This is a genomic window from Aquimarina addita, assembly GCF_039539305.1.
GTDB classification, from domain to species: Bacteria; Bacteroidota; Bacteroidia; order Flavobacteriales; family Flavobacteriaceae; genus Aquimarina; species Aquimarina addita.
In genome coordinates this window covers 203,120-216,791 of record NZ_BAABCW010000007.1, presented here as the reverse complement: position 1 = coordinate 216,791, position 13,672 = coordinate 203,120, and the positions used below count along the sequence as shown (strand labels likewise).

Below are 13,672 nucleotides of genomic sequence, written 5' to 3'. Positions count from 1 at the left end.
TAAAGTATAAATTTTAGAATTATGGCTTTAGAAATGAAAGTCCCTTCACCAGGAGAGTCCATTACAGAAGTAGAAATTGCTCAATGGCTTGTAGAAGACGGTGATTATGTAACAAAAGATCAGGCAATAGCAGAGGTAGATAGTGATAAGGCTACCTTAGAACTACCTGCAGAGGCAAGTGGTATTATTACATTAAAAGCCGAAGAAGGAGATGCAGTAGCTGTTGGACAAGTGGTTTGTCTTATCGATACAGATGCGGAGGCTCCTGATGGAAATGCGGATAATGAAGGAGATGAAGGTGGACCTGGTAATGCAGCTATGGATCTTGACCAACAAAGAGATAAAACAGACAATAAAAGTAATAGCGCAAAAGCTGAGGCAAAAACTCAGACTCCATCTAAACCTACAACACCTCCTCAAAAACAAGATACCTATGCAACTGGAACAGCGTCTCCGGCAGCTAAAAAAGTATTAGCAGAAAAGGGAATTGAAGCTTCTCAGGTAAAAGGTACTGGTCGTGATGGACGTATTACACAGGCAGATGCTGTTAGCGCAGTGCCATCTATGGGAACTCCAGGAACAGGAAGTAGAGGAGAATCTCGTAAAAAACTATCCATGCTGCGTCGTAAAGTTGCAGAACGATTAGTTGCTGTAAAAAATGAAACAGCTATGTTAACTACCTTTAACGAGGTGGATATGCAACCTATATTTAATCTTAGAAAGGAATATAAAGAAACATTTAAGGAGAAGCACGGAGTAGGACTTGGATTTATGTCTTTCTTTACCTTAGCATGCGTACGTGCATTAGAAATGTATCCTGCGGTCAATTCTATGATGGATGGAAAAGAGATGCTTTCTTTTGATTTTCAAGATATAAGTATAGCAGTTTCTGGACCAAAAGGATTAATGGTTCCTGTAATTAGAAATGCAGAAAATCTAAGTTTTAGAGGTGTAGAATCTGAGGTAAAAAGATTAGCACTGAGAGCACGGGATGGTCAGATTACTGTAGATGAAATGACCGGCGGTACTTTTACAATTACCAATGGAGGTGTTTTTGGTAGTATGTTATCAACTCCAATCATCAATCCTCCACAAAGTGCCATCCTTGGTATGCATAATATTGTAGAGCGTCCTATCGTAAGAGATGGACAAATTGTGGTAGCACCAATTATGTATGTAGCTTTGTCTTATGATCATAGAATCATTGATGGTAAAGAGTCTGTAGGATTCTTAGTAGCTGTTAAAGAAGCATTAGAAAACCCTGAAGAATTATTAATGGGTAACGATGTAAAAAGAGCGTTAGAGCTATAATTTTCTAATTTTTAAATACTAAAAAGCCCGGTTAATATTTAACCGGGCTTTTTTGATTTGTCAGGGCACTGTTAACTTATTGTTTGATAATTTTTTTTGAATAAGTACCATCCTTGGTTATGAATTTTAATAAATAGAGCCCTGCCGCTTTATCTTTTATATTTAAGGTAAGTGTATCCGTACTATTAAGTTGTTTTGTAAAAACTCTTTTCCCCTTGATTGTGTAGCACTCTACAGTGGTATTTGTAGTTAGCTCTAATGACTTGATGTTGATATTTCCATCAGTAGGATTTGGAAATACGTTGAATTTTTGATCAACAATGGTTTCATTGATTTGATCAGTAGAAAGGGTCAGTAGACTATTTTGATAATTGTGTAATGCATGCAATGAGTATACCAGAGGTGCATTCCAATTAATAGTTACCTCATTTGTAGAATAGGAACAATAATCATCTACAAATGACGAGGCAGGGTTATTATTAGGATAACCACTACAACCATCTTGTTGACCTGAATGTGGCCCTCCAGAAATCATACCCGGAACTGGTAATGATATATTATCTGCTACTGAAATTCTGTGATGAGGGTCTAATGGAGTCTTGTCTCCAAATCCTGTAACAAAACTGTATCCTGTGCCGTTACGCCCTAATAAATAGTCTAATGCTTTATAAGCTGCATCCAGATAAGTTTCATTGGCAGTTAATTCATAAGCTCTGATCAATACTACCAATTGATTTCCGGCAACGCCATTGCTTCCCCAAACATAATCATTTGTAGTCATTGCAATTTTCATTGGTGAGGTGTTTACAGTATTTCTGAGTTGATCAGCAATAGTAAGTAGTTTGTCATTTGCAGTCAATACATCAATGTCATTGGATAATGAAGATGCGTGATGGGCAATAGAAATTAACGCCAGAGTAGCAGTATCCTGCCAACCAGGCACGCCACCATCTATTTCATTAATAACAATGTCGTCTTTATATTGAGCGTCATTGGTACTAATAAATAATTCTACAGCTGCCCATTGAAATTCATCAGTCAAATTATCATCTCCATAGGCTCCCGTTTGTACATCATTAGGTTGTGTGTAATAGATATTGGGATTTGATTTTGCCCAGGAGTATGCGTTTTTTGCAGCTTGTAATAAAGTAGCACTATAAGTAGGCTTTGCAGATTCATAAGAGGCAAAAACTCTGGCAGCTACTGCTGTGACCGCCGCAAAATTAAGTGCTGCAGCTGTTGTTTTTTGTACAACATATCGATCAAAAGTATATTGATCCGGCATAATATTTCCAGAAAAATTGAGACCGGTTAATTTATGATAAACTCCACCGTCATTAGGATCTTGCATAGCAAGCATCCAATCGAGGTTCCAAATGATTTCATCTAAAATGTCTGGAATGTCTCCTCCTTGTTCTGGAATAGTGAAGTCTAAGTTTTGGTAAAAAGTAGGATAGTGCTCATATGCTGCTAAGAGAGTGTATGTGCTAATTCCACTATTCACAATGTATTTATTATAATCACCAGCATCATACCATCCTTTTGGTGCTGATATAATAGTGCCTGCAGGTCTTTCTGCAGAAGCTGCAGAAGCATGTACAATTACTCTATTGTCCGGATGTCCCTCATTTCTGGCATACTCACCAGCATAGACAGGCGTAAGTGCGGTAGAAGCTCTGTTATAATAATAGTATTTAAAAGCTTGCTCTCGTAATTCCTGATAACCATCTTCTTGAATATTAAAAGAAACTTCCATCTCGTCTATAGCAAATCGATAGACTCCTTCTGTGTCTATAGAGGAAATATCTACTGTGGCAACATGTTCTCCAGAATCACTCCAGAAGTCAGAATTATCTGTTGTTCCAGACATTATTATATCATCCGTACTATTATATATTGTATATGATTTGTTTGTAAATCCACTTATGGCTACAATGTTTATTAATTTATTTCTTCCTTTTAAATATGACACTTGATTGTAGCGGATATCAAATTCTGAAGGTGTAGGAAGTGCTTCTAAAGGTTCTCCAAAAGAAATCCAGTCTATTTTTATAGAACCAGCATATCCCCCTTCAGCTGCATTCACAAAAAACACTAGTTTTGCAACTTGAGAAGCATCAACTGGGCAAGGAGCGTCATTAGGTTGACAAGGACCTCCATATCCACCATCTTGCAGACTACCTGTGTAATTCAATTCATAAATTACAAATTCATCAGTTAGAACCTGAGATTGTGCGTTTAAATTTGTAACATAACCATTAGCATCCTCTAAATCAATTCTTAGGTCTGGATTGTTAGTGCCTTTTGCTTTTATATATAGTTTTGGAGCAGATGAAATGTCAACATTGGAAGTAGTACCGTTAATATGCATTAAATAAGAAAATGGGTCATATGGTCCGGCATCTCCAGTAGCGGTTATTGTTAGATTTTTATTTTCCAACGAGGGGCTATAAGCTTCGGTAGCAGCAATGTTTAAAATACCTTGATCAAAATTGTCACTATACGTCATTTGACCATATGAACTTAACATGATAATAAAGGTGAAAATTAATAATGATAGAATTTTTTTCATCGTGTTGGTTATTAATGATTTGTGTAATAAGGTTTTTTGGTATAACGCAATTATAATTTTGATATTGCGTTTTTATTTTTTGCGGAAAAAAGCTTTTCAAAAATGGTATTTGGTATTTAATTCCTCGCCTTTATGTGTATTTTAAGCTACAAAATAATAAGATATGTAAGGTAATGAAGTGATATCAGAATTGATTTTCTTGTGAAGATAAAATGGGAATTGATAGACTGAATTTTACTCTAAAAAATCATCTCATCATAAGGGATAATTGTAAGGTATCCTTTTAATCTAAAATAATCCATTTCGGATGCGGTTCCTGTTACTAATATAAAATCACCGCCCCAGCCACCAAGACTTTTGATAGCTTTATGATAATCCGGAAATAACCTTGATTTTACCGTTGTAGTTTTAATGATATCAGAAATGATTTGTTCGTGACGTGTAATTAAATCTTCAAATACTTCAATAGTTGTACATTCTAAAATAGAATTTGTGATTTCTTTTATAGAAGCTGCGGCTTTATCAAAATCTTTGAGTGGCAATGATTGATAGTGTTTTATGGATTCTTTACTACTTTGTTTTTGGTTGAGGTAAACAAAAAATAAGTCTGTTTTATATGGGGGATCAAATGTAATTTCTTTTATAACAGGTTTACTATTTATACGTTTATATATAATAGGTATGTCATGTTGTGCGCAAGCAATATCATATCCACTTCCACCAAAACTTTTTTCTAATAATTCAAAGGGGTCTACCATTGCCCATTGTGCAATATTAGATAATAAAGTAGAAGAGGACCCTAGCCCCCAATGTCTGTTGAACTCTAATTTAGTTTCTATCGTATATCCTTTACCTTTTGATAAGAAATCCGAGTTGAGTTCTTTTGCAGCGTTTAAGATATCGATTAGAGTAGCTAACACAGGATTCTCTTCTTTTTCTTTAGTTAAAAGAAAGGTTTTCTCGTCTGTACTATTAAAACTTGTCTCAAACCAACAATTGTCTTGTTCATCTAAACTTTTCCAAACAAGCTGATTCGTATCATTTTCTTCTACTGTTAAGTGTTGTCCTAATTTTGTGGGAATGGCTAATGCAGCTACTCCGTCAAGAACTAAATATTCTCCAGTAATAAGAAGTTTTCCGTGGCTGTAAAAAAACTGTTTTGACATATAGCAATATAAAAAAAACTACTGCAAAATAATTGTATTTATTAGTATTTTCAATATTTATTTGAGGCTAAATTCTAATATATAATACCAACATCAATATTTGTTGTAATTTTAAAAGAAAAAATATATTTTGAATATATATTAATTAAACAAATGTCAATATGGGCTTATTCAATCAATTAATGGGAAATGCCAGCAAAGTTTCTCTTGAAAAATTAAATGAAAAATATGGAAGATTATTGGTCGCTGATGAAATAATTGAACTAGGTTTTCAACTATTAAGAGACACTTTTATGTTTACAAATAAACGATTGATCCTTATTGATGTGCAGGGATTGACCGGCAGTAAAGTAGAGTATTTGTCCATGCCTTATAAAAATATCTCGAGATTTTCTCTGGAAACTGCAGGAACTTTTGATCTAGATGCAGAGCTAAAAATCTGGATTTCTAGTGAAAATCTTCCCTCTGTAAGTAAAAAATTCAATAAAAGTGTGGATGTATATGAAGTACAAAAATACTTAGCTCAGAAAGTGATGTAATGTCATCAATATATAAAATTTTATTGTCTTAGCTTTTCGATTTGTACAACTACCTCACTATGTGTTACCGCATTTGTTTTAAAATATTCAATAAGTTGTTTTTTTTCAGAATTAGTAGCTTTTAACTGGTTTAATATATTCATCAGATGCATTTTCATGTGTCCTTGTTGAATGCCGCTGGTAATCAGCGAATTGATAGCAGCAAAGTTTTGAGCGAGACCTGCTACCGCTGTAATTTCCATTAATTTTTCGGCATTAGGGTTTCCTAGTAGTTGTAATGCTAATTTTACTAGTGGGTGTAAGGAAGTCAATCCGCCAACGGTGCCTAATGCTAATGGTATCTTGATCGAAAATGAAAAAACATCATTTGTAATAGTCGCGTTGGTAAGACTGGAATAGCTTCCCTTTCTAGAAGCATAAGCGTGAGCTCCGGCTTCAATCGCTCTAAAATCATTACCCGTTGCCAGTACAACAGCATCGATACCATTCATAATCCCTTTATTATGAGTTACAGCGCGATAGGGCTCTATTTTTGCAATTTGTACTGCTTTTATGAATTTTTCTGCATATTGGGTTGCTGATAATTGCTTTGTATTAGGAAGGTCAGTAACAGGGCACGAAACAGAAGCTGTTGCGATACATTCTGGCACATAATTAGAGAGAATACTCATAATAATTTCCAGATTCTTTTCTTCGTTAGAAAAACCTATGTAATTAGTGGCAAGTATGGTAAGTTGTTTTGCAAAATGTTCTAAACAGGAATTAATAAAATTAGCTCCCATAGCATCAGCGGTCCCAAAAGTACAATGCAGTTGGTAATAATGCTTCATTTCTGAAGTCTTGTCTCTTAGTTCGATATCTTTAATGCCACCACCTCTTTTTTCCATGTTTTTAGACAAATGAGCAGCAGAGGAAATGATTTTTGATTTAACATCTTTAAAAAAAGTTTTTAATTTTTCGGGATTTCCATTATAAGAAAAATGAACCTGTCCCACTTTTACCATTGATTCTACTTTAGTGGTAAACCCTCCGCGATCTTGCCAAAATTTGGCAGCTTTACTTGCTGCTGCAACCACAGAACTTTCTTCTATTGCCATAGGAATAGTATATCGATTTCCGTTAATTAAAAAATTAGGTGCAATAGAAAATGGTAAGTAGTAATTAGAGATTGTATTTTCTGCAAATTCATCGTGCAACTGCTGAAGTGCCTGGTCAGAATTCCAATAGGTTTTTAGAACGTTGATGGTCTTTTGGTCATTGTCAAAATGATGTGCTACCATCCAATTAATTTTATCCTCTTTAGAAAGTTTAGAAAAACCGGAAACTATTGATGTCATATATTTTTATTATAATCAGATTTCAAAGATACCATTCTGTTTGATATCCATCTACTTTTTGGATTCATACTAATTTTCTCTGTATAGTATACATTTAGTGATTTTTTTGAAAACACTAAATTTATTGAAGATATGTTAGCAAATATTCTGTTGGCACATATATTTTTATTGTATTTAACGTCAATTGTTGTATTTTTCGAGGATTTTTCATTAATCTTGAAAAATGCTACTATTTTAAATATATACTATGAAATATACAAGCCTACCCTTAGTTGTCATATTGTTTTTAAGTTTTACCGTAATTGCACAAGACAAAACATTTACTTTAGAAGAAATATGGGGAGGTGCATTCAGAACAGAAGGTTTTGAATCCCTGCATTCTATGAATAATGGTACCCAGTACTCGGTTTTAGAAAGAGATAATCTATCAGGGAATACCTCTATTGAAGTATATGACTACGCATCCGGAGAAAAAAACAGAAGTATAATTAGTACTTCTTTTATAGCAGATCTGAATTCTTTTCAAGGATATGAATTTAGTGCAGATGAAAAGAGAATTTTATTGTCTAGTGAATTAGAACAAATATACAGGCATTCTACACGTGGAATTTATCATATTTTTGATATTCCATCTAATAGTAGTTTTAAAATAAGTGAGAAAAAAATAGAAGCTCCACTGCTATCTCCGGATGGAAATAAGGTAGCCTATGTGCAGGATAATAATTTGTTTATGTTGAATTTTTTGACAGGAGAAGAAATTCAGCTTACCTCTGATGGTAAGAAAAATGAAATTATAAATGGTGTTACAGATTGGGTGTATGAGGAAGAATTTGCTTTTGTACGTGCCTTTGATTGGAGTGCTGACAGTAATAAGATTGCTTTTTTAAAATTCAATGAAAAAGAAGTTCCTGAGTTTTCTATAGATGTATTTGGAAATCAGTTGTACCCAAACCAGGAAGTATTTAAATACCCAAAAGCGGGAGAGCAGAATTCTACAGTATCGTTGCATATTGCCGATATAGTATCGATGGCATCAGATCAAGTAAAACTGGGAGACTATAAAGATTTTTATATCCCCAGAATAGAATGGACTGCAGATCCTAATAAGTTAAGTGTGCAAGTTTTAAACAGGCATCAAAACAATCTGGATTTAATTTTTGTAGATGCTACAACCAAAATGGCTTCGGTAGTGCTGAATGAGAAAGACGAAGCGTATATTGATATTACCGATAACCTTACATTTTTAGAAGATAATAGTTTTATATGGACAAGCGAAAAGGATGGGTATAATCATATTTATCATTATAAAGAAAATGGAGAATTAATCAGTCAGATCACCTCAGGCACATGGGAGGTAACTGACTATTATGGATACGATACAAAAAATAAAATGATTTTCTATCAGAGTGTGGAGAATGGTAATATGAACCGAGATATTTACAGTATTTCATTAGACGGTAAAAATAAGAAGCGATTAAGTCAGCAAGAAGGGACTAATGATGCAGAGTTTAGTGCTGATTTTAGTCTTTTTATTAATTATTTCTCTAATGCTACAACACCCTACAAATTCACGCTACATAACTCTACTACTGGTGAGTTAGTGCGTGAAATTAAAAATAATCAGGCTTTACTGGATAAATTAAAAACATATGCAGTATTGGCAAAAGAGTTTTCTACAATAGAGGTCAATGGTGAGGTCTTAAACACCTGGATGATAAAACCAAAAGATTTTGATCCGGCAAAACAGTATCCCTTATTTATGTTTCAGTATTCTGGACCAGGATCTCAGATGGTTAAAAATTCTTGGAATACTGCAAATGATTACTGGTATATGATGCTGGCACAACAAGGATATATTGTTGCCTGCGTGGATGGCAGAGGAACGGGATATAAAGGAGCTAAATTCAAAAAAGTTACTCAAAATGATTTAGGAAACTTAGAAGTTCAGGATCAGATTACAGCAGCAAAACAACTAGGAGCTTTGCCGTATGTGGATGCTTCAAGAATTGGTATTTGGGGATGGAGTTATGGAGGGTTTATGTCTAGTAATTGCTTGTTTAAAGCTCCGGATACATTTAAAATGGCAATTGCAGTAGCGCCTGTTACTAGTTGGAGATTTTACGACACCATATATACAGAGAGATATTTAAAAACACCTCAAGAAAATGCTAAAGGATATGACGATAACTCACCTATTAATTTTGTAGATGGGTTACAAGGAAAGTATCTTCTGGTTCATGGGAGTGCAGATGACAATGTCCACGTACAGAACACCATGCGCTTGATAGAAGCTTTGGTACAAAAGAATAAAGAATTCGACTGGGCGATCTATCCAGATAAAAATCATGGGATATATGGTGGAAATACTCGATTACATCTATATAATAAGATGACTAATTTTATTAAGACAAACTTATAATTAACTCACTCAATAATTTACTAACTTAATTTATTTTTTATGTCTGCAACTTTGCAACCTCATCAAAAAGAGCTTTTTGGGCATCCGGTAGGATTATATATACTATTTTTCACTGAAATGTGGGAACGTTTTTCATACTATGGTATGCGTGGTTTATTAGTATTATATATCGCAACGTCTGCAACAGCTAGTGATCCTGGTTTTGGGTGGACAACAAAAGATGCTATCTGGCTGTATGGATGGTATACTATGTTAGTATATGTAATGTCTATCCCAGGAGGAGTTATTGCCGATAAATGGTTAGGTCAGAAAAAAACTGTGATGCTGGGAGGAGTACTTCTTTGCCTGGGTCATGGAATTTTGGCAATACCCAGTAAAACAGCATTTTTTACTGGATTAGCTTTGGTGATTCTAGGAGTAGGGTGTTTAAAACCTAATATTTCTACTATGGTTGGAGGCTTGTATAAACAAGGCGATATAAGAAGAGATAAAGGGTTTACTATTTTTTATATAGGAATTAATCTGGGAGCTTTTCTTGCGGGTATCATTGTAGGGATTGTTGCTAGTGAATATGGATGGCATTATGGATTTGGTTTAGCAGGAATAGGTATGTTACTAGGACAGATAGTATTTGTATGGGGACAAAAATATTTAGTCGGAGTAGGTGATTTTATAGGAAAAGCTTCAGAAAGTACCAGTGATAGTGTTGTAAATCGAGCATTGACAAAAATAGAGAAAGACCGAGTAGTAGTTCTGTTAATTTCTTTTTTAATTGTAATTGTTTTTTGGGGAGCTTTTGAGCAAGCCGGGGGATTAATGAATTTGTACACTGATATTAAGGTAAATCGAACAACAGGATTTGAAAGCCCTGATTGGTTAAGAGAAATACCAGCGGCAGTATTCCAATCATTAAATTCTGGTTATATTATAGTATTTGGTACTACGATTGCCGGGTTTTGGGTATGGATGTATAGAAAAGGAAAAGAGACCTCCTCATTATTTAAGATGGCAGTAGGAACTATCATTATGGGGCTAGGATTTGTTTTTATGATGTTTGCATCAAAAGAAGCTTCTTCAGAGACTTTTGGAAAAGCAGCGATGTATTGGGTTTTTCTTGCTTATCTTTTTCATACCATTGGAGAGTTATGTTCTTCTCCGGTAGCCTTATCATTCATTACTAAGCTAGCTCCTGTTAAATATGCATCTATAATGATGGGTGTTTATTTTGCTTGTACAGGTTTTGGTAATAAACTGGCTGGATCTATAGGGGAGTTATCTCAATTAGAGCCTTATGAAGGCAAATTGGTTTCTACTAAAGAAGTTGTCTATCCTTTTACCGAAAAGAATGAATATGAAGTAAAAAAAGAGGGTGGTAAATCAATTGAAAAGGATTATGCCATCAACAGGGATAAAAACTTTGAAATAAAAGCATCTGTATATCCGGAAGCCGGGAAAGTTGTTTTTAAAGGATATAATAAAGAAAATAATCTCAACTCTTTATTTACTATTAACGAAGAAAATAAATTGGTGAATAAGTTAGTAGAGAGTGGAGCTTCTAAAGAAAGTCCTTATCATGCGAAGTTGCTTTTCGAAAAGGATGAAGAAAAAGCAAAGATCGAAGAAAATAAGGGAGATGGAAAAGATTATCAATTGTCTTTTGTCTTAGAGGAAGAGCAAAATGCACAGGAATATAGGATCTTTTTTGGAATCACTATTTTTACTGTAGCGTTTGGTTTATTGCTAATTGTATTTCTTAAGAAATTAAAGAAATTAACCCACGGAGCAGAAGATTTTAATCTGGAAACAAAAGAGGCAGAAGGATTTGAACTTGCAGAAGAATAGATGATTGTGTCATTGAACACTAAAATATTACTTCATCCGTTACTTACATAAGATAAGTTTTTAATTAAGGAATAGTTTTTGTTTCAACTAATATATACAATACATAAAAAATATACAGATGAAAAACCTACTTTTTCTGATTGGATTTCTATGGATGTTGCCCGCCCAGGCACAAGAGATCAATTGGATAACTATGAATGAGGCATTAGAAGCTCAGAAAAAAGAACCCAAAAAGATTTTTATGGATGTATACACCAATTGGTGCGGTCCCTGTAAGATGTTAGATAAGAATACATTTCATAACCCTGATGTTGTAAAGTATGTGAACGATAATTTTTATGCTGTAAAGTTTAATGCAGAAGGCACAGAGGAGATTAAATATAATGATTATACCTATACCAATCCCAACTATAATCCAGATAGAAAAGGTAGGAATAGTCAACACTTTTTTGCTAATGCTTTAAAGGTCACAGGGTACCCTAGTATTGTTTTCTTTGATGAAGAAGGTAATCTAATTACACCTGTAACTGGGTATAAAACGCCACAACAGTTAGAAATTTATTTAAAAATGGTTCGCGAAGATGATTATAAAACGCTGACAAGTACAGAAGCTTGGCAAACTTATGAAGAATCTTTTGTAAGTACTTTTAAAGATTAATATTCAATTATAAACGGTATATCTGTTATTTAATAAATAATAGAAGCGCTCTCTTTGTATCTTTTGATAGGAAGAGAGTTTTTTGTAATTATTATATTTTGAAGATGTATGTTTATAAGTAGTAATTCAAAAAACTAACTTTATTATTTTGGCTCAATATATTGAGATGCCTTCTTCTTAGAATGACGTTAAATTCCTATAATAAAATCATAAAAATAACTATCTGAATGTTTTTTTGCTTTTCTGACATACGATATTGCATAGTTTACGTTGATATAGTTAGGTGACGATATACCGATTTATAAGTTCAAAGATTATATTCTGAATGTTTTTTCATTTTGAGTATAAAATGAGAATATCTGATTTTAATCGAATTTAAACAATTTTTGTTGTATTTTCTTACAAAAAACTTGATACAATGGTTGTTAAATGTTAAAATTGACCAAATAAATGTATTTTAACGAAGATATATGCATATTATCGTTATATTCGCAGCAGTTAAAATTTTTTGTAACCCAAATCATACTCAATTCTTTTATGAAAAAACGTTTTGTTCTCACCGCCCCTTTTATGTTTTTAATTATTTTATTATTTCCCCTTTTATCAGCAAATCGATTAGAGTCATCTCCAAAAGTTCAGCCAATAGCAACAGCAAGTATTGAAGTAGTTTCAAACCAAGAAGAGCTTCTAATTGCTGAAATCTATAAATCTCGACTTGCAAAGGCAATTGAGAATTACTTTAACAAAGCGATTGCTAAGAAAAAAATCATTGGTGCATCTGTGGGTATAGTTAAGTGTGAGTCTACTATTTATTTAGGAGGTTTTGGTAATAGAAACGCTGCCAAAAAAGATACGATTGATGAAGAAACTATATTTAGAATAGGTTCTTTATCTAAAGGATTTGCGGGAATTCTTACTGGAATACATGTGCAAGATGGTTTAATTAATTGGGATGATAAAATTGTAGATCATATTCCTTCTTTTAGAATGCGAAGCAAGAAAGGAACTGCTACTGTCAGTTTAGCCAATATTTTATCTCAGTCATCTGGGTTGCCTCGTCACAGTTTTACCAATCTTGTAGAAGATGGTCAATCATTAGGAACTATTGCTAGTAAATTTAACGAAATTCGGACAATAGGAAAACCAGGTACAATATATAGTTATCAAAATGCTGCTTTTGCATTAAGTGGTGAGATTATAGAAAGGGTTACTGGTCAATCGTTAGGAGAAGTAATGCAGGACAGAATTTTTGATCCATTAGACATGACAACTGCTTCTACAAATTATGAAGCTTTGGCTAGTGCTAAGAATGTTGCACAACCACATCGAAAAAGATATGGTAGATGGAGATCAATACCCTTAAACAAAAAATATTATAATGCTATTGCTGCAGGAGGAGTGAATGCTAGTGCTAAAGATATGTCTAAGTGGATGCGCTTTTTGTTAGGTCATAATCAGGATGTACTAGAATCTGCCACGCTAACTGATGTGTTTAGCCCTAAAATTAATATTGGAGGAAGGTGTTATTATAAAAAATGGAAAGGTCATAAGAAATCATCTTATGCGATGGGATGGAGAATACACGAATTTACAAACCCGGTAACCAAAGAATCGAATACTATCATTCATCACGGAGGTACTGTTAATAATTACAGAAGTGAAATAGCAATTTATCCTAAGGATGATTTAGGTATTACTGTGTTGTTTAATAGTCCAACTAAAGTTGCAAGAAATGTAATTCCGGATTTGCGAAAAATAGTGGATAAAATTATGAATATGCCTCTTGAAGAACTAGAAGAAGAGCAACCAGCATTAATTCTATAATAAA

The 13,672-nt window shown here is 33.8% G+C and carries 9 protein-coding genes; 6 read left to right on the top strand and 3 right to left on the bottom strand.

Annotated elements, in window-relative coordinates; translation table 11 throughout:
• Positions 1-21: 21 nt before the first annotated feature.
• On the top strand, positions 22-1,311 hold the full coding sequence (gene odhB / locus ABD816_RS10965) for a 2-oxoglutarate dehydrogenase complex dihydrolipoyllysine-residue succinyltransferase (protein ID WP_344927295.1): 1,290 nt from the start codon (positions 22-24) through the stop codon (positions 1,309-1,311).
• Positions 1,312-1,387: 76 nt separating this feature from the next.
• Here odhB and ABD816_RS10960 read toward each other — a convergent pair whose 3' ends face one another.
• Together ABD816_RS10960 and ABD816_RS10955 are read right to left on the bottom strand one after the other, a co-directional pair.
• Entirely contained in the window at positions 1,388-3,883 is a 2,496-nt protein-coding gene (locus ABD816_RS10960) for a glycoside hydrolase family 9 protein (protein ID WP_344927294.1), read from the bottom strand.
• 239 nt (positions 3,884-4,122) lie between these two features.
• Positions 4,123-5,049 (bottom strand): GYDIA family GHMP kinase, encoded by a 927-nt coding sequence (locus ABD816_RS10955; protein ID WP_344927292.1) that lies wholly within the window; start codon positions 5,047-5,049, stop codon positions 4,123-4,125.
• Positions 5,050-5,210: 161 nt separating this feature from the next.
• Here ABD816_RS10955 and ABD816_RS10950 point away from each other — a divergent pair, with 161 nt between their 5' ends.
• Complete coding sequence (locus tag ABD816_RS10950) at positions 5,211-5,588, top strand: PH domain-containing protein (protein WP_344927291.1); 378 nt, start codon at positions 5,211-5,213, stop codon at positions 5,586-5,588.
• Positions 5,589-5,608: 20 nt separating this feature from the next.
• On the opposite strand, the gene ABD816_RS10945 is transcribed toward ABD816_RS10950, so the two are convergent.
• Complete coding sequence (locus tag ABD816_RS10945; RefSeq protein ID WP_344927289.1) at positions 5,609-6,925, bottom strand: hydroxymethylglutaryl-CoA reductase, degradative; 1,317 nt, start codon at positions 6,923-6,925, stop codon at positions 5,609-5,611.
• Positions 6,926-7,172: 247 nt separating this feature from the next.
• Here ABD816_RS10945 and ABD816_RS10940 point away from each other — a divergent pair, with 247 nt between their 5' ends.
• The 4 genes from ABD816_RS10940 to ABD816_RS10925 all read left to right on the top strand — a co-directional run bounded on the left by ABD816_RS10940 (position 7,173) and on the right by ABD816_RS10925 (position 13,668).
• Positions 7,173-9,344 carry a S9 family peptidase gene (locus ABD816_RS10940; RefSeq protein ID WP_344927287.1) on the top strand — a complete coding sequence of 724 codons (2,172 nt, stop codon included), beginning with the start codon at positions 7,173-7,175 and terminating at the stop codon, positions 9,342-9,344.
• A gap of 39 nt (positions 9,345-9,383) precedes the next feature.
• Positions 9,384-11,186: a peptide MFS transporter gene (locus ABD816_RS10935; RefSeq protein WP_344927286.1), complete on the top strand. Its 1,803-nt coding sequence runs from the start codon at positions 9,384-9,386 to the stop codon at positions 11,184-11,186.
• Between the two features lie 118 nt (positions 11,187-11,304).
• On the top strand, positions 11,305-11,844 hold the full coding sequence (locus ABD816_RS10930) for a thioredoxin family protein (protein ID WP_344927284.1): 540 nt from the start codon (positions 11,305-11,307) through the stop codon (positions 11,842-11,844).
• Positions 11,845-12,381: 537 nt separating this feature from the next.
• Positions 12,382-13,668, top strand: coding sequence for a serine hydrolase domain-containing protein (locus ABD816_RS10925; RefSeq protein ID WP_344927282.1), 1,287 nt, complete (start codon positions 12,382-12,384; stop codon positions 13,666-13,668).
• Positions 13,669-13,672 lie beyond the last annotated feature (4 nt).

Bases quoted from the DNA above. Each gene is read 5' to 3' on its own strand.
- ABD816_RS10940 (WP_344927287.1), top strand. From the start codon at position 7,173: ATGAAATATACAAGCCTACCCTTAGTTGTCATATTGTTTTTAAGTTTT.
- odhB (WP_344927295.1), top strand. From the start codon at position 22: ATGGCTTTAGAAATGAAAGTCCCTTCACCAGGAGAGTCCATTACAGAA.
- ABD816_RS10930 (WP_344927284.1), top strand. From the start codon at position 11,305: ATGAAAAACCTACTTTTTCTGATTGGATTTCTATGGATGTTGCCCGCC.
- ABD816_RS10950 (WP_344927291.1), top strand. From the start codon at position 5,211: ATGGGCTTATTCAATCAATTAATGGGAAATGCCAGCAAAGTTTCTCTT.
- ABD816_RS10955 (WP_344927292.1), bottom strand. From the start codon at position 5,049: ATGTCAAAACAGTTTTTTTACAGCCACGGAAAACTTCTTATTACTGGA.
- ABD816_RS10925 (WP_344927282.1), top strand. From the start codon at position 12,382: ATGAAAAAACGTTTTGTTCTCACCGCCCCTTTTATGTTTTTAATTATT.
- ABD816_RS10960 (WP_344927294.1), bottom strand. From the start codon at position 3,883: ATGAAAAAAATTCTATCATTATTAATTTTCACCTTTATTATCATGTTA.
- ABD816_RS10945 (WP_344927289.1), bottom strand. From the start codon at position 6,925: ATGACATCAATAGTTTCCGGTTTTTCTAAACTTTCTAAAGAGGATAAA.
- ABD816_RS10935 (WP_344927286.1), top strand. From the start codon at position 9,384: ATGTCTGCAACTTTGCAACCTCATCAAAAAGAGCTTTTTGGGCATCCG.